Source organism: Streptomyces sp. B21-105 (assembly GCF_036898465.1).
Classification (GTDB): domain Bacteria; phylum Actinomycetota; class Actinomycetes; order Streptomycetales; family Streptomycetaceae; genus Streptomyces.
Genome location: NZ_JARUMJ010000001.1, coordinates 8,138,339 through 8,160,972, shown reverse-complemented (window position 1 = coordinate 8,160,972; position 22,634 = coordinate 8,138,339). Strand labels below are relative to the sequence as shown.

Sequence of the window (22,634 nt, the reverse complement as noted above, 5' to 3'; positions counted from 1 at the left end):
CTCGCCCGGGATGATCACGCCGACCGTCTTCTCGATCTGGCGCTCGGGCGCCTGACGGGGACTGAACTTATGCGCGTGTACCAGAGCATCCCCTGAACCTGACGGTCTGACAGCACCACCGGGGCGGTCCGCGCATACGGGCCGCCCCTCGACTTCAGGCGGTGTCGTTGCCGTGTTGTCGGACTGGGCGGAGGGCCGCGACGCGGAGATCGGACGCCTTCAAGCCTGGTCGTGGGCGCATGACTTCGACGGAGATAGTCGGTCACCGGGAGACTTCGCGGTTCGCCGACACCAGCAGAGCCCTCATCAGGGCGGTCGCCCGCCTCGGGTCGGTGTGGCCCTTGCCGAGGGCCCGGCAGTCTTGAGGTGGCCGAAGCCGTGCTCGGCGAACGAGCTGTACAGCCCACCTTGATTGAGTCAAGGTGGGCTTGAGCCGCGTTCAAGCGGAGTTGGTCCCCACGCGGTCCCCGAAAATGATCAAAAAGCCACTCCAGAACTTGCCTGAAACAACCTCTGACCTGCGACTTCGAAAAGTCGGGACGACAGGATTTGAACCTGCGACCCCTTGACCCCCAGTCAAGTGCGCTACCAAGCTGCGCCACGTCCCGTTGCTCGCCTGACCTGGGGTTTCCCCTGGCCGAACGTGCATGGAAACCATACCGCACTCGGGTCGGTGGTCGCGCACCCGTTTACCGCGCCCAGCCGTCTGCGCGGCGTCAGCCGTCGCGGGCGACGCCGAGGTCCGGATAGGCCTCCAGCAGGCGCTGCGGGGCCGCCTGCCGCCAGGAGTCGGCGAGGACGTCACGCAGTTCGTCCTCGTCCTCCAGGGCGGCCAGCCGGGCCCGCACCCAGGCGAACTGGGCCTCGTGGTCGGCGATCCAGAACTTCCCGGGCTCCGCGAGCACCAGTTCGTCGCGCTCCTCCTTGGGGCAGCGCACGGCGAGGGAGGTCTCCTCCTCGGGCAGGGTGGCGAACATCTTCCCCGCGACCCGGAAGGTGGGCATGCTCCAGGCGGTCTTCTCCGTGGTGTCCGGCAGGGACAGAGCGATACGGCGTACGTCTTCGGCGTCCGGCATGCTCCGCACCGTAGCGTCTGCCGCTGACACTCACCCCACGGCGATGTGTTTGTAGTACAGCGTGGTCGGCCGCAGCACTCCGTGCGGGTTCGCCGCGTAGTCGGGGACGGTCCCCACCCTGGTCCACCCGGTGGCGCGGTAGAGGTGTTCGGCGGGACTGCCGGTCTCCGTGTCCAGGTGGAGAAGAGTGACGCCGGCCGCGGCGGCGGCCTGCTCCGCGGCGCCGAGCAGGGTGCGGGCAAGGCCCTTGCCGCGGGCGTCCCGGCGCACCATCAGTTTGACGAGTTCGGCGCGGTGACGGCTGTTGGGCTTGTCGGCGAAGGCCAGGCTCACGGTGCCCACGGCTCGTCCGCCGTCCAGGGCGGCCCAGACGGCGAGCCGTCCGGCGGCGGCCTGTTCCGCCCGCTCACGCCACCAGGCGACGGCGTCCGCCCGGTGCAGCGGGGCCAGAAAGCCCACCGAGGCGCCGCCGTCCACCGTGTCGATCAGCAGGTCGGCCAGTTCCTGCGCGCGGGCGAGCAGACGGGGGCCGTCGAGACGGGTCGGGATCACGGGAGCACCACCGCCAGCACGTACCGGGCCTCCGCCTCGCCGACGCACCGGAACCGGGTCGACCCCCACACCCGCAGGCGCAGGCAGTCGCCGGCGTCGAGGCGGTGCACGGTGTCCTGCGCCGTCACCTCGAGGACGCCCTCCAGCAGCCACACATGCTGCTCAAGACCTGCCACGGGCGGCCGGTCGTAGGCGATGTCCGCGCCGACGGCGAGCCGTCCCTCGACCAGCTCGCCGCGCAGCGCCGGGTGCGGTGGCGACACGGAGCGCCGGACGAAGCCGGAGGCCCGGTCCGTCCAGACCGGCTGCTCGTCGGCGCGCACCACCGGGGCGGGCACCGCCTCGACCTCGCCGAGCAGTCGCGACATGGTCTTCCCGTAGACGTGGCACAGACGGTTGAGCTGCGAGGCCGTCGGGCTGATCTCCGCCCGCTCGGCCCGCGACAGGGTGGACCTGCTGATCCCGCTGCACTCGGCCAGCTCCCCCAGCGACCAGCCGTGAGCGGCCCGCAGCTCGGCCAGTCGGCCGGCGAGCCGCGCGTCGACGGGGTCGGGTGTCTCGGCGGCTGCGTCCGCATCTCGTCTCACATCCGGGAACTTATCCCTGATATGAGACGGCAGCGTTACGCAGGCCTCACACCAGGCCAGGCCTCACACCGTGGCCGGGCGTCACATCACACCGGGCCTCACACCGCGGCGGCCTCGCCGAGCGCCTCGAGCACCGGTCGGATCAGCGGGTGCTCCTCGGCGCCCCGGCGGACGGCCGCGAACACCCGCCGGGTCGGCGCGACGCCGTCGACGGGCCGGACGACCACCCCCGTGAGGTCCATGCCGCGCAGCGCCGAGCGCGGGACGAGCGCCACGCCCGCGTCCGCCGAGGCCAGCGCGACGACGGCGCGGAAGTCGTCGGAGGAGTGCTCCATGCGGGGTTGGAAGCCGGCGTTCTCGCAGGCCAGGACCACCACGTCGTGGCAGGGGTTGCCTGGGTAGGGGCCGATCCAGGTGTCCTTGGCCAGCTCGGCCAACGGAACCTCGGCAGTGTCGGCGAGCCGGTGGGCGACGGGCACCACCGCGTCGAAGGGCTCGGCGTAGAGCGGCAGGTGCGTCAGACGCGGGTCGTCGGCGGCCGGAGCCCCCCGGTACTCGACCGCCACGGCGACGTCCACCTGCCGGTCGAGCACCATCGGCAGGCTGGCGTCGCCCTCGGCGTCCTGGACGCGGATCCGTATCCCCGGGGCGGTGTCGGCGAGCCGTGCCACCGCGGGAGCCACCACGAGGGCGATGCCGGTCGCGAAGGCCGCGACCGTGACCGTGCCGGCCGCACCGGAGCTGTAGGCGGCCAGCTCCGCCTCGGCCCGCTCCAGCTGGGCGAGGACGGCGTTGGTGTGCCCGAGCAGGATCTCACCGGCGGGGGTGAGCCGCACGCCCTTGGCGCCGCGCTCGACCAGCCGGTGGCCGGTCTCCTGCTCCAGGGCCGCCAACTGCTGGGAGACGGCGGACGGGGTGAGATACAGCGCGGCGGCCGCCGCCGTCACGGTGCGGTGGTCGGCCACCGCACGGAGGATGTGGAGCCGCCGCGCTTCGATCATGGGATCGATTATCGCAATATGTCAGGGCCCTCCGGACCACTGCCCGACCGGGCCCCGTCTGCCCGGCGAGCCACCGTCCGCAGGGCGGTCCACCTTCCGCGGGGCGAGCCACCGTCCGTCGGGCGAGCCACCTTCCGCGGGGCGAGCCACCTTCCGCGGGGCGAGCCACCTTCCGCGGGGCGAGCCACCTTCCGCGGGGGTTCAGACCGTCGCGGGTGCCGACTCCCCCAGCTCCGCCCGGGCCGCGACGAACGCGTCGACGGCACGGTCGACGTCGGCCGTGGAGTGCGCGGCCGACAGCTGGACGCGGATGCGGGCCTGCCCCTGCGGAACCACCGGGTACGAGAACCCGATCACGTACACCCCGCGCTCCAGCAGCAGTTCCGCCATCCGGCCCGCCTTCGCCGCGTCGCCGATCATCACGGGGGCGATGGCGTGCTCGCCGGAGAGCACGTCGAAGCCCTCGGCCGTCATCCGGCGGCGGAACAGCGCGGTGTTCTCGGCGAGCCGCACCCGCAGGTCGTCCGCCGACTCCAGCAGGTCGAGGACCTTCAGGGAAGCCGCGGCGATGACCGGGGCGAGGGTGTTGGAGAACAGGTACGGGCGCGAGCGCTGACGCAGCAGGGCGACGATCTCCGCGCGGGCGGCCACATAGCCGCCGGACGCGCCGCCCAGCGCCTTGCCCAGGGTGCCGGTGAGGATGTCCACCCGGCCCGTCACGCCGTGCAGCTCGGGAGTCCCGCGACCGCCGGGGCCGACGAATCCGACGGCGTGCGAGTCGTCGACCATCACCATCGCGCCGTAGCGGTCGGCGAGGTCGCAGATCTCGGCAAGGGGCGCCAGATAGCCGTCCATGGAGAACACGCCGTCGGTGACGATCAGCCGCCGCCGCGCGTCCGACGCGTCCTTCAACTGCCTTTCCAGATCGGCCAGATCACGGTTGGCGTAGCGGAACCGGCGTGCCTTGGACAGCCGGATGCCGTCGATGATCGAGGCGTGGTTGAGTGCGTCGGAGATCACCGCGTCCTCGGGGCCGAGGAGCGTCTCGAAGACTCCTCCGTTGGCGTCGAAGCAGGAGGAGTACAGGATCGTGTCCTCCTGGCCGAGGAACGCCGACAGCCGCGCCTCCAGCTCCTTGTGCACCTCCTGCGTCCCGCAGATGAAGCGCACGGACGCCATGCCGTAGCCCCAGCGGTCCAGGGCCTCGTGGGCTGCGGCGACCACCTCGGGGTGGTCGGCGAGCCCCAGGTAGTTGTTGGCGCAGAAGTTGAGGACCTCGCCCGGCCGGCCGCCCGCGGTCACGGCGACGGTCGCGGACTGCGGGCTGCCGATCACCCGCTCGGGTTTGTGCAGACCGGCGGCGCGGATCTCGTCGAGGGTGGCGCGCAGGTCGTCGCGCACGGAGTCGAACATCGCAGAGCTCCTAGGAAACACTCGGAATCAGCGGAAGCGGGGAAGCAACGAAGCAACGAAGCAACGAAGCAACGAAGCAACGGAAACGCCGAAAGCAACCGAAGCGTTGAAAAGCAACGGAAACGTCGGAAACGGACGGCTCACACGGTCCAGTCGAGGATGACCTTGCCGCCGCGGCCGCTCGCCGCATCGGCGAACGCCGCCTCGAAGTCGCGGTAGCCGTACCGGCCGGTGATCACGGGGGCGAGGTCGAGGCCGCCCTCCAGCAGGACCGACATCGCGTACCAGGTCTCGAACATCTCCCGGCCGTAGATGCCCTTGATCGTGATCATGGACGTGACGATCCGGGCCCAGTCGACGGGGAACTCCTCGGCGGGCAGCCCCAGCATCGCGATCCGGCCGCCGTGCGTCATGTTGGCGATCATGTCGCGCATCGCCTCCGGCCGGCCGGACATCTCCAGGCCGATGTCGAAGCCCTCGCGCAGCCCCAGCTCACGCTGCCCGTCGGCGATGGAGGCCTGGGAGACGTTCAGCGCGAGGCTCGCGCCGATCTTGCGGGCCAGCTCCAGCCGCTCCTCGCTGACGTCGGTGATCATGACGTTGCGGGCTCCGGCGTGCCGGGCGACGGCGGCGGCCATCAGGCCGATCGGCCCGGCGCCGGTGATCAGGACGTCCTCGCCGACGAGCGGGAAGGACAGCGCGGTGTGAACGGCATTGCCGAACGGGTCGAAGATCGCCGCCACGTCGAGGTCGACCGGCACCCGGTGCACCCACACGTTGGACGCGGGCAGAGCGACGTACTCGGCGAAGGCGCCGTCCCGCCCGACGCCGAGGCCGACCGTGGCCCGGCACAGATGGCGACGTCCGGCGAGGCAGTTGCGGCACTTGCCGCAGACGAGGTGCCCCTCACCGCTGACCCGGTCGCCCACGGCGATGTCCGTGACGTCCCGCCCGGTCGCGGCGACCTCGCCGACGAACTCGTGCCCGAGCACCAGGGGCGTGCCGACGGTCTGCTGCGCCCAGCCGTCCCAGGACCGGATGTGCAGGTCGGTGCCGCAGATGCCGGTGCGCAGCACCTTGATCAGCACATCGCCCTGCCCGACGACGGGCTCCGGAACGTCCGTGAGCCACAACCCGGGCTCCGCCTTCTCCTTGACCAGCGCCTTCAACGCAACGGCTCCTGTGATGAGGGCCCGGCGCGGGCAGGCCTACAGGCCCCGCATCCGGGAAGACGGGTGGATTCGCGCAGCAATCTGCCGCACTCGCCGGGCCAGGTCCATCGAGCTTTTCTTAAGCGCCGCCACAGCTCCGCTTCACACCGGTTCCCACGGGTCCCACGGCGTGCACCAGCGTTCATCCGGTTCGGCCCCGTGGCCGCGCCAGCCTGGTCGGGCTTCCCGCACACCACGGTGGGCCGTGCCACCCTGGACCGCAACCCGCACGAGGCCGGCCGACTGACGTGGAGCCCCTGATGACCACAGCACGGGACCTGATGATCGTCGCGATCGACATGACGGCCGCCCGCCCCGTCGGGCAGGGCGATCTGTCGCTCGCCCTCGCGGGCGCCGAGGCACTCGACCTGGTCGAGGCCGGAGCACTCGCCGTGGACGGCGGCCTCCTCGTGCCCGGCCCGCCGTCGGCCCCGCACGACCCGCTCCTCGAGGACGCCGCCTCGGCGCTGCTGCGTGAGCCGCCGTACGAGTCGGTCGAGGACTGGCTGTGGCGTCGCGGGCGCGGTCTGGCCGCCGCCTACACGGCCCGGCTGGAGGCGGACGGCGTGCTCGGCCGGCCGCGTCGTCTGATCGGCGCGCGGACCGCGCCCGTGGACTCGCCGGCCCGCAGCGGCGCCACCGGACGCTGGGCGTCGCAGGAACCGGTCCTCGCCGCGCTGGCGGCCGCCGTCGGTCTGCGCGAGGAGCCCGCCGACGGCCTCCCGGACACCCTCGGGGAGGCAGTCGTGACGGTGGTGTCGACGGTCGCCGACGCGGTGACGGAACTCGAGGCCGTCCGGCAGCGGCGGTCCATCGAGAACGCGGCCTTCGACAACATCTGGCGGGCTCCCTGACGAGTGCTCAGGGCGAGCGCTCAGGGCGGGAGATCGCCGGCGTCGCGGCACTGCAGCCGTCCGGCGAGGTCGGCGGCCGTGGCCTTGATGGTCTCCAGTCCGGCCTTGCCCCAGGGCCGGGGCGCGAGGGCTGCGACGCACACCGTGCCCAGCACCATCCCTGTCGTGTCGATGAGCGGGGCGCCGAGATAGGAGCGGATGCCGTACTCGTCGACCACCGGGTTCCCCGCGAACCGCGGGTAGTCGCCCACGTCCTCCAGGACGAGCGCCTTGCGCCGGGCGACGACGTACGGGCAGTAACCGTACTCGCGGGGCAGTCGGCGGCCCACCTCCGGCTTGCCGCCGCGCGCTGCCCGGCCGCCCTGCGGCGTGTGCAGCCCGGCGAAGAACTGCCGTTCGCCGTCGAGGAAGTTGACCATGGCGTACGGCGCTCCGGTCACCTCGGCGAGGCGGTTCGCGAAGGCGTCCAGGTCGGGTTCTGGCAGTTCCCCGAGGCCGAGTCGGCGCAGCCTGCGGGCACGGGCGGGAGCCTCCCCGTCCTCCGGGGTGAGCAGCAGACGACCGACCGGGCGCGGTGGGTCGTAGCTCATGTCCGGGCTCCGTCGCTGTGGACGAACGTCATATGCGGCTCCGGGGCGTTGTGTGCGGGCGTCGGGCGTCGGGCGTCACATGTGTGCGCCCCGGCTCGGCTGGGGTGCGGCCGGCGCGTGGGCGATGAGGTGTTTGACGAGGGTGAGCAGGGTCTGGACGCCGGAGGCGGAGATCCGCGCGTCGCAGCGCACCACGGGGATCTCCGGGTCCAGGTCGATGGCGGCCCGCACCTCCTCGGGGTCGTAACGGTGGGAGCCGTCGAACTCGTTGAGGGCGACGATGAAGGCGAGTCCGCGTTCCTCGAAGAAGTCGACGGCCGCGAAACACTCCTCGAGGCGCCGGGTGTCGGCGAGGATGACCGCGCCGAGGGCGCCCTCGGACAACTCGTCCCACATGAACCAGAACCGCTCCTGCCCGGGCGTCCCGAACAGGTACAGCACATGCTGCGGGTCGAGGCTGATCCGGCCGAAGTCCATGGCGACGGTCGTCTCGACCTTGTTCTCGATGCCGTCGAGGTTGTCGGTCGCGGCGCTGACGGTGGTGAGCAGCTCCTCCGTGCTGAGCGGCGCGATCTCGCTCACGGCGCCCACGAAGGTCGTCTTGCCCACGCCGAAGCCGCCCGCGACCAGGATCTTCAGTGCGGTGGGGAAGGGGTCCGAGCCGCCGGCGTCGTGCGCTGCGTGGCGGCGGTGCGCGCCGTACGCCTCGTACGCGTCGTCGTGCTCAGAGCTGTCGTCGTAGTCCATCGAGCACTGCCTCCAGAAGGGCCCGGTCGGTGGGGATGTGGTGGTACTCGGGGGGTTTGGTGGTCAGGGCCCCGCAGTCGAGGAGGTCCGACAGCAGCACTTTGGTGACCGCCGCCGGCAGCTTGAGATGGGCCGCGATCTCGGCGACCGACACGGGCGCGCGGGTCAGGTCGAGCGCCAGTGCGTGTTCGGGTCCGAGGTAGCCGAGGGGGGTCGCTCCGGTGGCCATCACCTGCGACATGAGATCGAGGGCGACGCTGGGCCTGGTCCGGCCGCCGCTGACGGTGAAAGGGCGCACCAGCCGTCCGGCCGCGTCGTCGAGCCAGGGCCCGTCGCCGGCCGCCGCCACCCTCAAGGTCCCATCACCGACGGTTCGACGGCGTGCTGCCGGGGCGCGGTCATCAGGTACGGCCGGACGCTCTTCACCAGCATCGCCATCTCGTAGCCGAGCACGGCGGCGTCGGCCTCCCGCCCGGCGAGCACCGCTAGGCAGGTGCCGGAGCCGGCGGTGGTGACGAACAGCAGCGTCGAGTCGAGTTCGACGACGACCTGCCGCACGTCGCCGCCGTCGGCGAACCGGATGCCGGCACTGCGGCCGAGGGAGTACAGGCCGGACGCCAGCGCCGCCATGTGGTCGGCGCTGTCGGCGTCCAGGCCGTGGACCGACTTCACCAGTCCGTCGCAGGAGAGCAGTACCGCGCTCATGGTGTGCGGCACGCGCTGCACGAGGCCGCTCATCAGCCAGTCGAGGTCGGATACATGGCCGGTCGGCGCATCGCTCGCCATGGTGGATCGACTCCTTGGGGTACGAAGGTCTGCGGGAGCGCTGGGGGTGGGGATGGGAGTTCGGGTGGGGGTGGGGGTGGGGGTGCTCGCAGGGCTCATCCGGCTGGTGCGCTCCCGTCGTGCCGGGCGGTGGATCGGTCGGGGTCGGGCAGGTCCAGCCCGCCCCGCGCGCCGTACGCCTCGGGGGGCGCGGCGGCGTGCGCGGGGCGCGCCTCGGCTATCCCGGGCCGGTGCGCCGACCGTGCGTCGCCGGGGGACGGCGCGGGCGGCAGGAGCGGGAGCGGGACGCCCCACGCGGCGCCGTCCGTCGCGTCGCCGCCGTGACCGGAGTCGCCCGCACGCTCGCCGCGGCCCTGCGCCGACAGGAGCGAGCCCGTGTCCCAGGGCTGCGCGGTGGGGTACGGCTCGGGCCGGACGACCGACGTCGACCTGTACGACTCGGGCTGAACAGCCGACTCCGACCTGTGCGGCTCGGGCCGGACGGCAGGCTCCGGCCCGTACGGCTCGGGGCGCGCCGTCGACTCCGAGCCACGCGACTTCGGGCGTACCGCCGACTCCGCTCGGTACGGCTCAGGACGGACGCCAGGCTGAGACCCGTACGGCTCGGGGCGGGTGGCGGGCTTCGCGGACGACGGCTCCGGGGCGTCCGCCTCCAGGCTCTGCTGGGCCTCGGCGAGGCCGACGCCCCGTTGGAAGGCGGCCATGAGACCGGGGTCGTGGCCGGCGGACGGTTCGATGTCCGGGCGGGGGGCGGGGCCGCCGCGCAGTTGGGGGACGATGTGCTCCTGGGCGCGGCGGCGGGGCAGGTGGGGCTTGCCCATGGTGCCGCGCACCGTGCCGACGCGCGGGGTGGGCGCGATGCCCTCGTGCTGTTCGACGACGGGCCGGTCGCCGCTGCGGATGCCGGGCACGGCCTCGGCCGGGTTGGGCCGCGCCGCTCGGGCGCCGCGGACCGGGAGCGGCGCGGGCCCGTCGTCGCGCGGGGCGCCGGTCCCGGGCCGCTGCGAGGCGTGCGCGGCGGGGCCGGTCGCGGAGGCGCCCTGCGGAGACGGCGACAGCGACGGAAGCCCCACCAGCGCCCCGGCCTCGGGTGTGTGCCGCGCCGGCGACGACGCCGTCGGCCCCGGCGGCCGTCCCGTGCGGGACGGGAGCCGGGCTTCCCCCGGCAGGCCGCCGCCCGACGAGCCGACGGACGCGGTGTCCTGCGTCTGCGAGGGGGCCTGCGTCGCCGAGGGCTCGGTTCGCGTGTGCGCTGTTGCCGCGGCGTGCACCGGCGCCGGGGCGGAGGCGTGCACGGAGACGGCGGCGGCTGGAGCAGTGGCGGGGGCGGCGGTCGGAGCGGAGCCGAACGAGTGGTCCGCGCCACTGGTGTCCCGCGTCGGCGTCCGGTCGGCGCCGGCGGCGAGCCGCCGCGGTCCGGGGCGGCCGGGCCGGGCCGAGGGGGCCGCGGGCAGCGGCGGCCGGGCCGGGGCCGTCGTGCGCGGCGTCGCCGCAGGGGTCATGGCAGGAGCCGTGGCGGGAGCGAGCGGCCGTCCCGCGCCGTCGGTGTCCGGGCCCGGCGACGACGCCGCGAGGACGCCCGGCGCGGAGCCGAGCAGGGCCTGCGGCACGACCAGGACGGCCTGGACGCCGCCGTAGATGTTGCTCTGCAGACGGACCCGGATGCCGTGCCGCCGGGCCAGCTGGGAGACGACGAACAGGCCGATGCGCCCGTCGGCCAGCAGCCGGCCGACGTTGACCTGGTCGGGGTCGGCGAGCAGGGCGTTCATCCTGCTCTGTTCCTCGACCGGCAGGCCGAGCCCGCGGTCCTCGACCTCGACGGCCAGCCCGGAGGTGACGAGGTTGGCCCGCAGCAGCACCTGGGTGTGCGGCGCGGAGAACACCGTGGCGTTCTCGACGAGTTCGGCGAGCAGGTGGATGACGTCGGCGACGGCGTGACCTCGCAGTTCGCCGTCGACGGGCGGGACGAGTTTCACACGGGCGTACTGCTCGACCTCGGCGATGGCGGAGCGCAGCACCTCGGTCATGGGGACCGGGTTGCTCCACTGCCGGCGCGACACGGCACCGCCGAGGACGGCGAGGTTCTCGGCGTGCCGGCGGATGCGGGTGGCGAGGTGGTCGACGTGGAAGAGGCCCTTGAGCAGATCGGGGTCCTCGATCTCGTTCTCCAGCTCGTCGAGGATCGAGATCTCGCGGTGCACCAGGGATTGCAGACGCCGCGCGAGGTTGACGAACACCTCCAGCTTCTGTTCGCTGCCCGCCTGGCTCGACAGCTGTGCGGCCTGCACGACGGCGGTGACGGCCCCGTCGTGGGCGTGCGCCAGGTCGGCCGCGAGCAGTTCGAAGTCGTCCGCGCCGGCCGGCGGTCCGCTTCGCGACGTGCGCTGCGGGGGGACCTCGCCGCGGCGCAGCGCCTCGATGACGGCGCGCAGGTCGGCCTCGCCGCGTGCGCTGCTGCGGCGCAGGGCGGCGAGGCGGTCGCTGACGGAGCGGGCCGCGCGGTCGGCGGCCACCGCGGCGATCACGATGCCGACACCGGTCACCGCGGCGGCGCCGACCAGGACCGCCCACAGGGTCGGGCCGGGACGCAGGCCGCTGGAGCGCACCGTGAACAGGACGACCGCGCAGGCGCTCAGGGCCACCGCGGTCGGGGGGAGCACGGCGAGCCGTACCAACTGGGGCCGTATCTGTGTCTCGGCCGACGCCGGTGCGATGCGGGGGACGGGCCGCCCGTGCCGCCCGCCCTCACGGCGGTCTGCTCGTGCGGCGGGTGCGCGGAGGTGAGACATCGGTGTCCTCGTACTGGTCCGTCGAGCCGGGTCGTCGGTCGGGAGAGACCGGGAATGCGGCCCGGTGTCGCCCGACGGCCACTCACAGTAGTCGGCAAGCCATCATGTGCGGTGGGCAGTTGACAAAGTCCTCCAGGGAGCGTCCCGCTCTGGTATGAGGCTTCGTACGACAGACCGATAAGCCTGCGCCTCCCACGAAACAGCATGGAAGAAATTCGATCAGACCTGGTCGGAGGCGGTACCAAAACGACCGTGCGGGCCGAGGGGGTAATTCGCCCCTGACCCCGCACGGTCGAACGTCACCGCACTCCGGCCGGCCCGCCGGAACCACCCCCGGCGCCTCGCCGCCCCCGGCGACACCGGCCTGAACATCACTTTGAGTATCGGCATTGGCCTTGGGTGCCGGGTCGTCCAGCGGCCGCCGTTCCCCTGTGGGGCGACGGCGCACCACGCCACCACGGCTCTTCCGGAACGGCCTCGCCGGTGAGCTCGAAGGACTCCCCGGGCCGGCGCAGGGCGACCCGCGCAGCCGCGGCGCCGGTGCGCGCGCCCGGCCGGCGTGCCCTCCCCCGGCTCGGCCCAGGCGTGCGTGGTGAGATTGAAGGTGTCCCAGTGAATCGGCATCATCACGCGATCGACCAGAGGTCGTTTCCCGGCATCCCGTCGATCGACAGGTACACCAGGGCGGCCTCCAGGACGGGCGGGAAGGACGTGGGCTGTCGATCCGCCGGCCTCGGGCTCGCGAGACTCCCCGAGTGCCCGAGATGATCGCTGACATGGCCTACGACGTGCAGGAAGGCGGAGCGGGTGATCTCGGCGGGGTAGCGGCCGATCGCCGCGCAGTGCGCGTCCAGGACGCGGGCGCGCATGTGGTCCGCCGCGGCTACGGCGCGGAGGTCGCCGGGACCGGAGCGAGCCGAGGAAGGCGTCGGCCGCCCCGCGGACGGTCCACGCCTTCCCGGCCCACAGTTGCACGACGGTGGGCACCGCTTCCTTCTTTCGGACGGCCGCGGGACGACGCCTTCACACTCGCGCGACTCAGGGGAGGCGACCCAGGCTGCCGTGATGGGGTACCTGCTTCTGGGGCTGCCAGGGACTACCAGGCGGCCAGTGATCCGTCCGTGTTGCGCCAGACCGGGTTGCGCCAGCGGTGGCCGCGTTCGGCGGCGGCGCGGACCGCGTTCTCATCAATCGTGATGCCGAGACCGGGCGCGGTCGGACGGTCGACGTAGCCGTCATGGAACGTGAAGGGCGTCGTGTCGGCGAGGTAGTCCAGCAGTCCGCCGCTGTCGCCGTAGCCGATGCCCAGTGCCTGTTCCTGGATGAGGAAGTTGGGGATCGCGAAGTCGAGTTGCAGGCTGGCCGCGAGGGCGATCGGACCGAGCGGGCAGTGCGGGGCCACCATGACGTCGTACGCCTCGGCCATCGCGGCGATCCGGCGGCTCTCGGAAATGCCCCCGGCGTGGCTGATGTCCGGCTGGGCCACCGCGATGCCGTCGGAGAGCACCGAGCGGAAGTCCCAGCGTGAGTAGAGCCGTTCACCGGTGGCGATGGGGATGGAGGTGGAGCGCACCACGGCGCCGAGGTCCCTGGAGAACTCCGGCAGCACGGGCTCCTCGACAAAGAGCGGCAGCAGCGGCTCCAGGAGCGGAAGTACACGGCGCGACATCGCCCCGCTGAAGCGGCCGTGGAAGTCCAGCGCCAGGTCGCGTTCCGGTCCGATCGCCTCGCGGACCGCACTCACCCCGTCCACGATGGCGTTGATCGCGGCGGGCGTGGCGAGAGGCTCCAGCTGTCCGCAGGGGTTCAGCTTGACCGCCGTCATGCCCTTGGCGACCTGCGCGGCCGCGGACTCGGCCAGTTCTTCGGGGGTTTCGCCACCGACCCAGCCGTAGACGCGCACCCGGTCACGCACGTGGCCGCCGAGCAGCTGGTGGACGGGGACACCGTGCGTCTTGCCCGCGATGTCCCACAGGGCCTGGTCGATGCCGGACAGGGCACTGTTCAGGACGACGCCGCCGCGGTAGAAGCCGCTCTTTGCGAGTACCTGCCAGTGCTCCTCGATCCGCGCCGGGTCCTGGCCGACCAGGTAGTCGAACATCTCCTCGACGCAGCGGGCGACGGTGTGGGCCTTGCCCTCGACGATGGGTTCGCCCCACCCGGAGATGCCCTCGTCGGTGTCGACGCGAAGGAAGAGCCAGCGCGGTTCGACGAGGAAGAGTTCGTATCCAGTGATCTTCATGGGGTGGGTCTCCGGGTTCTGTGCTGGGCCACGGCGGGGCGGGGGCCGGTATGTGGGGATGGAGGGTGGGGCGGTCATGGTGGGAGCGAGCACGGGCAAGCGCCCGCTCGGGCGGGGAGGCAGAGGGTCAGACACGCGAAGGGGCTGCTGCGCAGGCCGGGCGGCGGGGGTGCGGCGCCGGGGGTGAGCGGCGGAGGTGAGCCGGCGTGCGGCGCCGACGTTCGGCGGTCGGGGCGTGCCCGGCGGGGGTGAGCCGGGGTGCCACGCCGGGCTTCGGCGGTCGGGGCGTGCCCGGCGCTGGCCGGGCGTGCGATCGTCGGGCGGCTCTGTCTGTCGGTCGGTCGCGCGGAACGGCCGGAGCGTGGCAGCGTGTTGCCGGCCCTGAAGGGCCAGGGCGCGGCGGCCTACTCCTGGGAGCTGATGCTGCGGCCACCGTCCACGAGCAGGTTCTGGCCGGTGACGAAGGAGGCGTCGTCGGAGGCGAGGAAGGCCACGGCGGCGGCGATGTCCTCGGGGGCGCCGAGCCGGCCGACAGGGGTGCGCGCGGCGGTCTTCGCCTTGTACTCGTGGGGGACCCCGGCCCACAGGGCGGTGACCACGGCTCCGGGCAGGACGGCGTTGAACCTGATCTGTCCGCCGTACTCGACGGCCAACTGGCGTACGAGGGCGTCGATCCCGCCCTTGGCCGCCGCGTACGCGGGATAGCCCTTGAAGCCGAGGGCCGCGTGCACGGACGAGGTGATCACCACCGTGCCCCTGGCCGTCCTCAGCAGGGGCACCGCGGCACGGACGCCGTAGAACACCGAGTCGAGGGAGAGCCGCAGTTGGTCGTGCCAGGCGGCGTCGTCGAGTTCGTGTGCCGCTCCGGGCAGGTTGCGCCCGGCGTTGAGGTGGAGCACGTCGAGACGTCCGGTCCAGGACCCGGCGTCGGCGACGGCCGCGGCCCACTCCGTCGGCGAGGTGGCGTCGAGGGGACGGTCCCGCGCCCGCCCGCCCCCGGCGCGGATCTCCTCGGCCACACGATGGGCGCCCTCCGCATCCACGTCGGTGACCAGGACGGACGCTCCCTCCGCCGCCAGCCGGCGGGCGGTGGCCGCCCCGATGCCGGAGGCGGCCGCGGTGAGCAGGGCCGTACGGCCGGTGAAACGTGCCGGTGCGGCGGCGACGGTCATGGCGTTTCTCCTGGTCGTGCTGGTCTGGCCGTGGAGCCGCGCAGCACCAGCCGTGGCTCGGTCGGTACGACGACGTCGCCCACCGGCGCGCCCTCGATGGTGGCCACCAGGGCGTCCACTGCGGCGGTTCCCAGGTCGTGCAGGGGCATCGCGACGGTGGTCAGCGGGGGATGGAGGTGCGCGGCCACGGGCAGGTCGTCGTTGCCGACCACGGAGACGTCCTCCGGGATCCTGAGGCCGAGGTCCCTGATCGCGGCCATGGCGCCTATCGCCTGGGCGAGTGAGCTGGTGTAGAGGGCGGTGACCGGGGGGCGCGCACCATCGGCGGGCGGGCGCAACAGCTCCCGTGCGGCGGATCCTCCGCCGTCCTCGGTGAAGTCCCCGGAGGCGACCGGAGCCGCGTCCAGTCCCAGTGCGTCGGCGTGGCGCAGGAACGCCTCCTTGCGGACCTCGCTGGGCGTGATCCCGGGCGGGCCCGCGATGTGGCCGACCGCTCGATGGCCGAGGCCGTGCAGGTGGTCGAGCGCGGTCACGCTGGAGCGGGCGACGTCCATGGTGATGTTGCGGCCGGAGCCCTCGACCGAGCGGTTGAGGAAGACGTGCGGGACCGCGCTGCGGCTCAGCGCGTCCAGCAGGGGATGGCCGGGGCGGGCCGAGGCGATGAGCAGCCCGTCGACCCTGCCCTCCTGCACCAGGTCGTGGAACGACTCGTCGGCTTCCTGCCCGTCGAAGTCCTCGGCCAGCAGGGAGAGATAGCCCCGTTCGCGGGCCCGCTGGTAGGCGCCGCGGGCGATGGTGACGTAGGTGGGGTTCGCGAGGGCGGGGACCAGCAGGGCCAGTGCGTGGGTGCTGGCGCCGGCCAGGGCCCGTGCACCGGAGTGCGGCCGGTAGCCGAGTGCCTCGGCGGCCTCATGGACGCGCCGGCGCGTCTCCGGCCGGACGGACAGGTCCGGCCGGCCATTGAGCACCTTGGACACGGTGGCCTTGGAGACTCCGGCCGCATGGGCCACATCCACGAGCTTGGCCCGGACGGGCTGTTCCGACACGTGCTCCCCTCCCCGGTGGGCGTTGCCCGGTCCGCCTGCTGCGGCCGGGATGACGCGTTCTAGCCTCTTGACACCTTCTGCTGACGCAACCTAACGTTCGCGAAAGTTTCAGTCAACCGGTTTCCTCAGACCGAAATAAGAGATAAGTCTGAGCAGAGCCTAATAAATCGGTTATATCGGAAACGCAAGATGTCGGCCACAACTGACCTTCAGTCAACTGGGCCGAGGAGCCGCCCCGCCCCCGGGCTCACCGCGAACGCGACCACCGTCGCACCCGCGGTCCCCGCCACTCCGGTCCGCCCACCCGTCCACGCAGACGGATGCGCTCGGTCCGGGGCATCTCGCACCACCGCCGAGCGCGCCGGCGTTCCACCGGCCGCCCGCCCCGCCGTTCGCCCCCCTCGGCACCTCCATGCCGCCACGCCCCTCGCACGTCGCAGCCGCCGTACGTCCCGCATTCGCGTACGCCGCACGAAAGGCTTATCAGCATGCCCATGTCAAAGACGCCATCGCTCGACAGGCGGCGCTTCCTCGCCGTCTCCGCCGGTGCCGCGCTCGGCGCGTCCGCACTGTCCGCCTGCGCCGGCTCCGTCGGCAACACCGCGAGCGGGTCCGGGAGCGGTAAGACGACGCTCACCGTGATGACGGTGCAGAACGAGTGGGACAAGAACGCCCTCAAGGCTGCCGAAGAGGCGCTGGGGATGAACATCAACGTCATCATCTGGGACCCCACCAAGCTCAACGCCATGCTGGCCGCCAAGAACCCGCCGGACGTGGTCCGCGGCTTCGGCGCGACCGAGACCCCGTATTTCGCCGCCCGCGGCCTGATGACGGACCTCGACCCGTACTTCGCCAAGAGCTCGGCGCTGAAGGTCTCCGACCTCGACCCGGTCAACGACGTGTGGCGCTACGACGGCAAGAAGCAGGGCGCCGGACCGCGCTACGGCATGGCCAAGGACTACTCCCAGGACTCCATGTTCTGGTACCGCACCGATCTGTTCGAGGCCGCGAAACTGGACGTGCCGAGCGCGACCGAGCCGATCTCCTACGACGAGTGGCTGGACCTGGGCAAGAAGCTGGTCAAGCGCCGCCTGGGCAAGGTGAAGGTCTACGGACTCAACGCCACCGGCATGGGCGTCTTCCCGCAGCTCATGGGCATGACCGCGTCGGCCGGCGGCAGCCTGTTCGCCGAGGACCTGGCCACGGTGGACTTCTCCTCCCCCGAAGCGCTCAAGGCGCTGCAGTGGTATCTGGACTACGCGAAGGCCGACATAGGCCCGAGCGTCACCAACCCCAACCCGGACGGCTGGGACGGCCCCACCTACCAGGCCAACCGCATGGCGATGAGCTGCAACGGCTACTGGTTCGGCGGCCTCATCGGCGGTGACCCCAAACTCGCGGCAGCCTCCCGCTTCGCGCCCGCCCCGCAGTTCGGCGGCAACCGCGTCAGCTCCTGCTTCGGCGCCACCGGCTTCTGGATCCCGAGGGACGCCAAGAACAAGGACGCGTCCTGGAAGTTCTTCGAGTGGTACTTCGGCGGCAAGCCCGCCCAGGACCGCGCGGCGAGCGGCTGGGGCATTCCCTCGCTGACGTCGCTGCGCTCGAAGATGCCGCAGACCAACGCCTTCCAGAAGCAGGCGTTCCAGGTGCAGGAACAGGAGCTGCCGCACTTCTCGGTGCTCAGCTTCACCCCGTACGCCCAGCAGGCCGCCCTGGAGGGCGTGCTGACCAAGGTCCTGCCGGGCGCCGTGAAGTCCGGGACGCCCGCCGGCAAGGTCGCCGACACGCTCAACTCCCGGATGAACGAGCAGCTCGCCCAGGGCAAGGAGCTCGTGGGGTGAGCACCGGACAGATCACCGCGCCGGGCGCGCCGTCTCCCTCCGGGGAGGCAGCCGCCCGGCCCGGGCCCCGCACCGGCGCGCACAGCGCCCGCGGACGCCGCTCGCTGTCCAGCCGCCGGGCCTTGTCCTTCTACGTGTTCGCAGGCCCGTGGGTGCTGGGCTTCCTGGCCCTGACGGCCTTTCCGCTCGGCTATGCGCTGTGGCTGAGCCTGACCAACGCCGACGGCCTGTCGGACAACTCCCGTTTCGTCGGCCTGGACAACTACCGGGAGGTCTTCACCGACCCGGAGACGATGTCCTCCCTGGCCCGCACGGGCATCTTCACGGCGATCACCGTGCCGCTGACGCTCGCCGCGGGGCTGCTGCTCGCCATCCTGGTCAACCAGCCGATCCGGGCTCGCGGAGTGTTCCGCACCCTGCTGTACCTGCCCGCCGTCGTCCCGCCGGTCGGCGCCGCCCTCACCTTCAAGCTGATCTTCGACCGGGACTCGGGCGCGGCCAACGGCGCCCTGGACGCCCTGAACCTCGACGGCATCAGCTGGCTGATGGACCCCTACGCCCGCTGGGTCCTGGTCACCCTCACCCTGTGGGGCGCCGGCAACGCCATGATCGTCTCACTCGCGGGGCTGCAGGACGTCCCCAAAGAGCTGTACGAGGCCGCCCGCATCGACGGGGCGAACACCTGGCAGTCCTTCAGCCGGATCACCCTTCCCCTCCTCTCCCCGGTGCTGTTCTTCCAGGTCATCACCGGCATCATCGCCGCCGTGCAGAGCTTCCTGCCGCTGCTGATCTCCCTCGACCCCACCCCCAGGGGCGTCACGGCCGTCCCCGAGGGCAACTACCTGTTCATGATCCACGTGTTCGCCCAGTACTTCGCCAACGGCCGCTACGGATACGCCTCCGCGATGCTATGGGTGCTGTTCCTGATCATCGTCGCCATCACCTTCCTGGTCTTCAAACTCAGCAAGGGCGCGGTCTTCTACGCCGTGGACCCGGAGCCGGACAAGCAGTCCCGGCCACGCACGCTCGGAGGCAAGTGATGGTGTTCCGCCGCAGAAGTGCCGTCTACATGCTGCTGGTCGGCGCCCTCGTCCTCTTCCTGGGCCCGTTCGCCTGGCTGCTGGACACCGCTCTGAAAGCCCCCGACGAGTTGCGCGCCCTGCCCGTCCACTGGTGGCCGCACCACCCCAACCTGAGCAACTTCCGTGACGCGCTGACCCATATCGACTACTTCGGCTACGCCCGCAACTCCCTGACGATCGCCACCGTGTACGCGGTACTGGTCACTCTGGCCTCGGCGTGGGCGGGCTACGGATTCGCCCGTCTCCACGCGCCCGGCAAGAAGCTCGTCTTCAACGTTCTGCTGTCGACGATGATGCTGCCGCAGATCCTCACCCTCATCCCGACCTATCTGCTCTTCGCCAAGCTGCACCTCACCAACACCTACGTGCCGTGGGTGCTGTGGGGCCTGTGCGGCGCCCCGTACCTGATCTTCCTGTTCCGGCAGTTCTTCTCGAACATGCCCAAGGAGCTGGAGGAGGCCGCGATCATCGACGGCTGCGGGCAGATCCGCATCTTCTGGCGCATCTTCCTGCCCCAGTCCTGGCCGGTCATCGCCACCAGCCTGATCCTGTCCTTCAGCTGGACCTGGGGCGACTACATCGCGCCCGCCCTGTTGCTGGACGACGCCCACACCACCCTCGCGGTCAAGCTCGCCTACGGCTACGTCAACGCGCACGGCTCACCGCTGGGGAACCTGGTCGCCGCGGGCGCGGTGATGTACGTCGTCCCGGTGCTGGCGCTGTTCCTGATCGTGCAGCGGGGCTTCGTCGCCGGCGTCGCCACCTCCGGCCTCAAGTGACCCACGCCTGACTCGTGTTCACCAACGCACCTCGCCGCAAAGGAAACCTCGCAATGACCGACACCCAGGCAAACGCCATGGCACCTGCGGCGGTGGGGGCATGACCGAGCGTCCCGCCCTCACCCCGCAGCTCGGGCGGACCGGGGTCATGGCCATCCTCAGGTCGGCCGACGCCTCCGGGCTGCCCGCCGTGGCCCGGGCGCTCGCGGCCGGCGGCGTCACCTGCCTGGAGGTCACCCTCACCACCGCCGGAGCGCTCGACGCGGTGGCCCGTATCCGGGCCGAACTCGGCCCCGGCGTCGCGATCGGCGCCGGCACCGTGATCACCGGCGCGCAGGCCAGGGACGCGCTGTCGGCGGGAGCGGACTTCCTGGTCGCCCCCGTCGTGGACACCGCCGTCGTCCGGCACGCGGCGGACCGCGGCATCCCTTGCTACCCGGGCGCCTGGACGCCGACCGAGGTGTCCCAGGCATGGCAGGCGGGCGCCGCCGCCGTGAAACTCTTCCCCGCGAGCACGGGCGGGATCGGACATCTGCGCCAGCTGCGGGCACCCCTCCCCGACATCCCGCTCGTCGCCGTCGGCGGCGTCGGCATCGACGAGGCGCGGGACTACCTGGACGCGGGCGCCTGCGCCGTCGGCATCGGCTCCCCGCTGCTGCGCGGGGCGGACCGCGACCCGGCTCCGGGGGCGCTGGACGCCCTCACCGCGAGGGCGCGCGCACTGCTGGACGCGGTCGGGATCACCGTACGGGCCGGGGAGGCGACCGCGTGAGCACGACTGCACCCCCTGACTCCGAGCCCGAGTCCTACCTCGTGACCGTCGGCGACGTCCTCGCCGTCATGGGCGCCCGGGGCCCCGGCCCGTTCACGCTCGGCACGACCCTGCGCCTCGGGATCGCCGGCGCCGAGTCGAACGTCGCCATAGGCGTCAGCCGCCTCGGCGGATCCGCCACCTGGATAGGCCGGGTGGGCGACGACGAACTCGGCGACCTCGTCCTGCGGGAACTGCGGGCCGAAGGCGTCACCACCGTCGTCGTGCGCGACCCCGCCCCCACCTCCCTCCTGCTGAAGGAACATCGCACCACCACCCACAGCCGTACGCGCTACTACCGCACCCACACAGCAGGGGCCCGGCTGACCGCCGACGACATCCCCGAGCACCTCGTCGCGGGGGCGGCGATCCTCCACATCACGGGCATCACCCCGGCGCTCGGAGAGGGACCGGCCGCGGCCGTGACCCATGCCGTGGACATCGCCGCCGCCGCCGGGGTGACCGTCTCCCTGGACATCAACTACCGGTCCCTGCTGTGGAGCGAGGACGAAGCCCGGCGCACCCTGCTGCCCCTGCTGCGCAGGAGCGACCTGGTTTTCGCCGGACCGCACGAGGCCGCCCTGGTCGTGCCCGGCACCGAGGGGCCGGAGGAACTCGCCAAGGGCATCTGCGCCCTCGGACCCGCCGGCGCCGTGATCAAGCTCGGCGCCGAAGGGGCGTACGCACTCCTCGACGGACAGTCCTACCGGCAACCCGCGGTTCCGGTCCGCGTCCACGACTCGGTGGGCGCGGGAGACGCCTTCGCCGCCGGGTACCTCGCCGAACTCCTCGCGGACGAGGCCCCGGAGCGGCGGCTGCACACCGCCGCCCTGCTCGGCGCCTTCGCGGTGAGCACCGCCGGGGACTGGGAGGGCCTGCCCCGCCGCTCCGAACTGGGCCTGCTCGACCACCACGACGACATCGTCCGCTGACACCTCCTCCCCGTACGCCACCGCACCAGCACTTTCGGGACCACCCATGCTCTCAAGCCCCTCCACCGACGCGATGCCCGTCCTCACCGGCTCCTACACTCCGGACTCCGGCGGCGAAGGCCCCGGCGTCGCCGCCCTGCACCTCGACCCCGGCACCGGCCGGCTGACGTACGACGACGAGGTGAAGCCGCTGCCCGTCAGCGGAGCCTCCTTCCTGGCGGCTCACCCGTCGCTCGACGTCGTCTACAGCACGAACGAGGGCGAGTCGGGCACCGTCAGCGCCGTCTCCCGCGACGGCGCCCTGTCCCCGCTGGGCGACCCGGTGAGCAGCGGCGGGGCGAACCCGTGCCACCTCACCGTCCACCCGGACGGCGGGTGGCTGCTGACCGCGAACTACGGCAGCGACACCGCGCCGGGCACCGTGGCGGTGCACCGGCTCGGCCCGGACGGACGCCTGCTGGAGGCGACCGACCTGGTCGTCCACCAGGGGTCGGGACCGGTCACCGGGCGGCAGGAGGGCAGCCACGCCCATCAGGTCCTTCTCGACCCGGCAGGCCGTTTCGTGCTGGCCACCGACCTCGGTGCGGACGCGGTGTTCACCTACCGGCTCGACACCCGCACCGGAATCCTGGAGCGGGTCGCGGTGAACCCGTCGAGCCCGGGTTCCGGACCCCGCCACCTCGCCTTCTCCCCCTACGGTGACCTGATGTTCAGCGCGGACGAGTTGTCCTCGACCGTCACCTGCCACCGCTACGACGCCGCCACGGGCATCCTCACGCCCCTCTCCTCCGTACCCGCCACGGCGGCTCCGGACGTCACCAACCAGCCCGGCGGAATCGTCGCCTCACCCTGCGGACACTTCGTCTGGGTGACCAACCGCGGCGCGGACACGGTCGCCGCGTTCCGCCTCACCGGCACCGCCCTGGAACCGGTCGGCGAGGTCCCCGCCGGCGGTTCCTGGCCACGCGGTCTGACCCTGGCGGCCGGCCACCTCCTCGTCGCCAACCAGCACAGCGGCACCCTCGCCGCCCTGCGGGTCGGGGACGGCGGCACCCTCACCCAGCCCCACCCCCCGGTCTCGTCCCCCTCGGTGGTCTGCGCACTGGCGCTCTGACCGCGCTCC

Annotated in this window: 22 protein-coding genes and 1 tRNA gene; 7 read left to right on the top strand and 16 right to left on the bottom strand. The window is 72.3% G+C overall.

Annotated features, from left to right (window positions below):
• Nucleotides 1-534 precede the first annotated feature (534 nt).
• From QA802_RS36550 to tdh, 7 genes are all read right to left on the bottom strand, one after another.
• Nucleotides 535-608: transfer RNA gene (locus QA802_RS36550), tRNA-Pro, on the bottom strand.
• Nucleotides 609-716: 108 nt separating this feature from the next.
• On the bottom strand, nt 717-1,076 hold the full coding sequence (locus tag QA802_RS36545; RefSeq protein ID WP_057583833.1) for an MmcQ/YjbR family DNA-binding protein: 360 nt from the start codon (nt 1,074-1,076) through the stop codon (nt 717-719).
• A gap of 30 nt (nt 1,077-1,106) precedes the next feature.
• The gene (locus QA802_RS36540) at nt 1,107-1,628 is read right to left on the bottom strand and encodes a GNAT family N-acetyltransferase (protein WP_334532044.1); all 522 of its coding nucleotides are present in this window, start codon (nt 1,626-1,628) and stop codon (nt 1,107-1,109) included.
• Nucleotides 1,625-2,215 carry a helix-turn-helix domain-containing protein gene (locus tag QA802_RS36535; protein ID WP_334532041.1) on the bottom strand — a complete coding sequence of 197 codons (591 nt, stop codon included), beginning with the start codon at nt 2,213-2,215 and terminating at the stop codon, nt 1,625-1,627. The genes QA802_RS36540 and QA802_RS36535 overlap by 4 nt, the downstream gene beginning before the upstream one ends.
• A gap of 98 nt (nt 2,216-2,313) precedes the next feature.
• On the bottom strand, nt 2,314-3,216 hold the full coding sequence (locus QA802_RS36530; RefSeq protein WP_334532038.1) for a LysR family transcriptional regulator: 903 nt from the start codon (nt 3,214-3,216) through the stop codon (nt 2,314-2,316).
• A 201-nt stretch (nt 3,217-3,417) separates the two neighbouring features.
• Nucleotides 3,418-4,629: a glycine C-acetyltransferase gene (locus QA802_RS36525; protein ID WP_334532035.1), complete on the bottom strand. Its 1,212-nt coding sequence runs from the start codon at nt 4,627-4,629 to the stop codon at nt 3,418-3,420.
• A 140-nt stretch (nt 4,630-4,769) separates the two neighbouring features.
• Nucleotides 4,770-5,798, bottom strand: coding sequence for an L-threonine 3-dehydrogenase (tdh, locus tag QA802_RS36520; protein WP_334532032.1), 1,029 nt, complete (start codon nt 5,796-5,798; stop codon nt 4,770-4,772).
• Nucleotides 5,799-6,100: 302 nt separating this feature from the next.
• Between tdh and QA802_RS36515 the strand changes: the two genes are divergently transcribed.
• Nucleotides 6,101-6,694 (top strand): GOLPH3/VPS74 family protein, encoded by a 594-nt coding sequence (locus QA802_RS36515; protein ID WP_334532029.1) that lies wholly within the window; start codon nt 6,101-6,103, stop codon nt 6,692-6,694.
• 20 nt (nt 6,695-6,714) lie between these two features.
• Here QA802_RS36515 and QA802_RS36510 read toward each other — a convergent pair whose 3' ends face one another.
• From QA802_RS36510 to QA802_RS36470, 9 genes are all read right to left on the bottom strand, one after another.
• Complete coding sequence (locus tag QA802_RS36510) at nt 6,715-7,284, bottom strand: GAF domain-containing protein (RefSeq protein WP_334532027.1); 570 nt, start codon at nt 7,282-7,284, stop codon at nt 6,715-6,717.
• A 75-nt stretch (nt 7,285-7,359) separates the two neighbouring features.
• On the bottom strand, nt 7,360-8,031 hold the full coding sequence (locus QA802_RS36505) for a GTP-binding protein (protein ID WP_334532024.1): 672 nt from the start codon (nt 8,029-8,031) through the stop codon (nt 7,360-7,362).
• Entirely contained in the window at nt 8,009-8,380 is a 372-nt protein-coding gene (locus QA802_RS36500; protein ID WP_107447072.1) for a DUF742 domain-containing protein, read from the bottom strand. Before QA802_RS36500 ends, QA802_RS36505 begins: the two co-directional genes overlap by 23 nt.
• A gap of 2 nt (nt 8,381-8,382) precedes the next feature.
• Nucleotides 8,383-8,817, bottom strand: coding sequence for a roadblock/LC7 domain-containing protein (locus QA802_RS36495; protein WP_319170682.1), 435 nt, complete (start codon nt 8,815-8,817; stop codon nt 8,383-8,385).
• Nucleotides 8,818-8,912: 95 nt separating this feature from the next.
• Nucleotides 8,913-11,606 (bottom strand): ATP-binding protein, encoded by a 2,694-nt coding sequence (locus tag QA802_RS36490; protein WP_334532020.1) that lies wholly within the window; start codon nt 11,604-11,606, stop codon nt 8,913-8,915.
• A 626-nt stretch (nt 11,607-12,232) separates the two neighbouring features.
• Complete coding sequence (locus QA802_RS36485; RefSeq protein WP_334532017.1) at nt 12,233-12,475, bottom strand: hypothetical protein; 243 nt, start codon at nt 12,473-12,475, stop codon at nt 12,233-12,235.
• A 227-nt stretch (nt 12,476-12,702) separates the two neighbouring features.
• A complete protein-coding gene (gene dgoD / locus QA802_RS36480) occupies nt 12,703-13,848 on the bottom strand; it encodes a galactonate dehydratase (protein WP_319170680.1) in 1,146 nt (381 codons plus the stop codon).
• Nucleotides 13,849-14,252: 404 nt separating this feature from the next.
• Complete coding sequence (locus tag QA802_RS36475) at nt 14,253-15,020, bottom strand: SDR family NAD(P)-dependent oxidoreductase (RefSeq protein ID WP_334532014.1); 768 nt, start codon at nt 15,018-15,020, stop codon at nt 14,253-14,255.
• Nucleotides 15,017-16,066, bottom strand: coding sequence for a LacI family DNA-binding transcriptional regulator (locus tag QA802_RS36470; RefSeq protein WP_334532011.1), 1,050 nt, complete (start codon nt 16,064-16,066; stop codon nt 15,017-15,019). Before QA802_RS36470 ends, QA802_RS36475 begins: the two co-directional genes overlap by 4 nt.
• 494 nt (nt 16,067-16,560) lie before the next feature.
• Here QA802_RS36470 and QA802_RS36465 point away from each other — a divergent pair, with 494 nt between their 5' ends.
• From QA802_RS36465 to QA802_RS36440, 6 genes are all read left to right on the top strand, one after another.
• Nucleotides 16,561-17,907, top strand: coding sequence for an extracellular solute-binding protein (locus tag QA802_RS36465; RefSeq protein ID WP_334532008.1), 1,347 nt, complete (start codon nt 16,561-16,563; stop codon nt 17,905-17,907).
• The gene (locus QA802_RS36460) at nt 17,904-18,947 is read left to right on the top strand and encodes a carbohydrate ABC transporter permease (RefSeq protein WP_334532004.1); all 1,044 of its coding nucleotides are present in this window, start codon (nt 17,904-17,906) and stop codon (nt 18,945-18,947) included. Before QA802_RS36465 ends, QA802_RS36460 begins: the two co-directional genes overlap by 4 nt.
• Nucleotides 18,947-19,768: a carbohydrate ABC transporter permease gene (locus tag QA802_RS36455; RefSeq protein ID WP_319170675.1), complete on the top strand. Its 822-nt coding sequence runs from the start codon at nt 18,947-18,949 to the stop codon at nt 19,766-19,768. The genes QA802_RS36460 and QA802_RS36455 overlap by 1 nt, the downstream gene beginning before the upstream one ends.
• A 100-nt stretch (nt 19,769-19,868) precedes the next feature.
• The gene (locus QA802_RS36450; RefSeq protein ID WP_334531998.1) at nt 19,869-20,540 is read left to right on the top strand and encodes a bifunctional 4-hydroxy-2-oxoglutarate aldolase/2-dehydro-3-deoxy-phosphogluconate aldolase; all 672 of its coding nucleotides are present in this window, start codon (nt 19,869-19,871) and stop codon (nt 20,538-20,540) included.
• Nucleotides 20,537-21,511, top strand: coding sequence for a sugar kinase (locus QA802_RS36445; protein ID WP_334531996.1), 975 nt, complete (start codon nt 20,537-20,539; stop codon nt 21,509-21,511). Before QA802_RS36450 ends, QA802_RS36445 begins: the two co-directional genes overlap by 4 nt.
• A 46-nt stretch (nt 21,512-21,557) precedes the next feature.
• Nucleotides 21,558-22,625, top strand: coding sequence for a lactonase family protein (locus tag QA802_RS36440; RefSeq protein ID WP_334531994.1), 1,068 nt, complete (start codon nt 21,558-21,560; stop codon nt 22,623-22,625).
• Nucleotides 22,626-22,634 lie beyond the last annotated feature (9 nt).

Coding starts and splice junctions, on each gene's coding strand:
- QA802_RS36545 (WP_057583833.1), bottom strand. CDS start 1,076: ATGCCGGACGCCGAAGACGTACGCCGTATCGCTCTGTCCCTGCCGGAC.
- QA802_RS36530 (WP_334532038.1), bottom strand. CDS start 3,216: ATGATCGAAGCGCGGCGGCTCCACATCCTCCGTGCGGTGGCCGACCAC.
- QA802_RS36525 (WP_334532035.1), bottom strand. CDS start 4,629: ATGTTCGACTCCGTGCGCGACGACCTGCGCGCCACCCTCGACGAGATC.
- QA802_RS36515 (WP_334532029.1), top strand. CDS start 6,101: ATGACCACAGCACGGGACCTGATGATCGTCGCGATCGACATGACGGCC.
- QA802_RS36510 (WP_334532027.1), bottom strand. CDS start 7,284: ATGAGCTACGACCCACCGCGCCCGGTCGGTCGTCTGCTGCTCACCCCG.
- QA802_RS36505 (WP_334532024.1), bottom strand. CDS start 8,031: ATGGACTACGACGACAGCTCTGAGCACGACGACGCGTACGAGGCGTAC.
- QA802_RS36495 (WP_319170682.1), bottom strand. CDS start 8,817: ATGGCGAGCGATGCGCCGACCGGCCATGTATCCGACCTCGACTGGCTG.
- QA802_RS36490 (WP_334532020.1), bottom strand. CDS start 11,606: ATGTCTCACCTCCGCGCACCCGCCGCACGAGCAGACCGCCGTGAGGGC.
- QA802_RS36485 (WP_334532017.1), bottom strand. CDS start 12,475: ATGCGCGCCCGCGTCCTGGACGCGCACTGCGCGGCGATCGGCCGCTAC.
- dgoD (WP_319170680.1), bottom strand. CDS start 13,848: ATGAAGATCACTGGATACGAACTCTTCCTCGTCGAACCGCGCTGGCTC.
- QA802_RS36475 (WP_334532014.1), bottom strand. CDS start 15,020: ATGACCGTCGCCGCCGCACCGGCACGTTTCACCGGCCGTACGGCCCTG.
- QA802_RS36465 (WP_334532008.1), top strand. CDS start 16,561: ATGTCAAAGACGCCATCGCTCGACAGGCGGCGCTTCCTCGCCGTCTCC.
- QA802_RS36455 (WP_319170675.1), top strand. CDS start 18,947: ATGGTGTTCCGCCGCAGAAGTGCCGTCTACATGCTGCTGGTCGGCGCC.
- QA802_RS36450 (WP_334531998.1), top strand. CDS start 19,869: ATGACCGAGCGTCCCGCCCTCACCCCGCAGCTCGGGCGGACCGGGGTC.
- QA802_RS36440 (WP_334531994.1), top strand. CDS start 21,558: ATGCTCTCAAGCCCCTCCACCGACGCGATGCCCGTCCTCACCGGCTCC.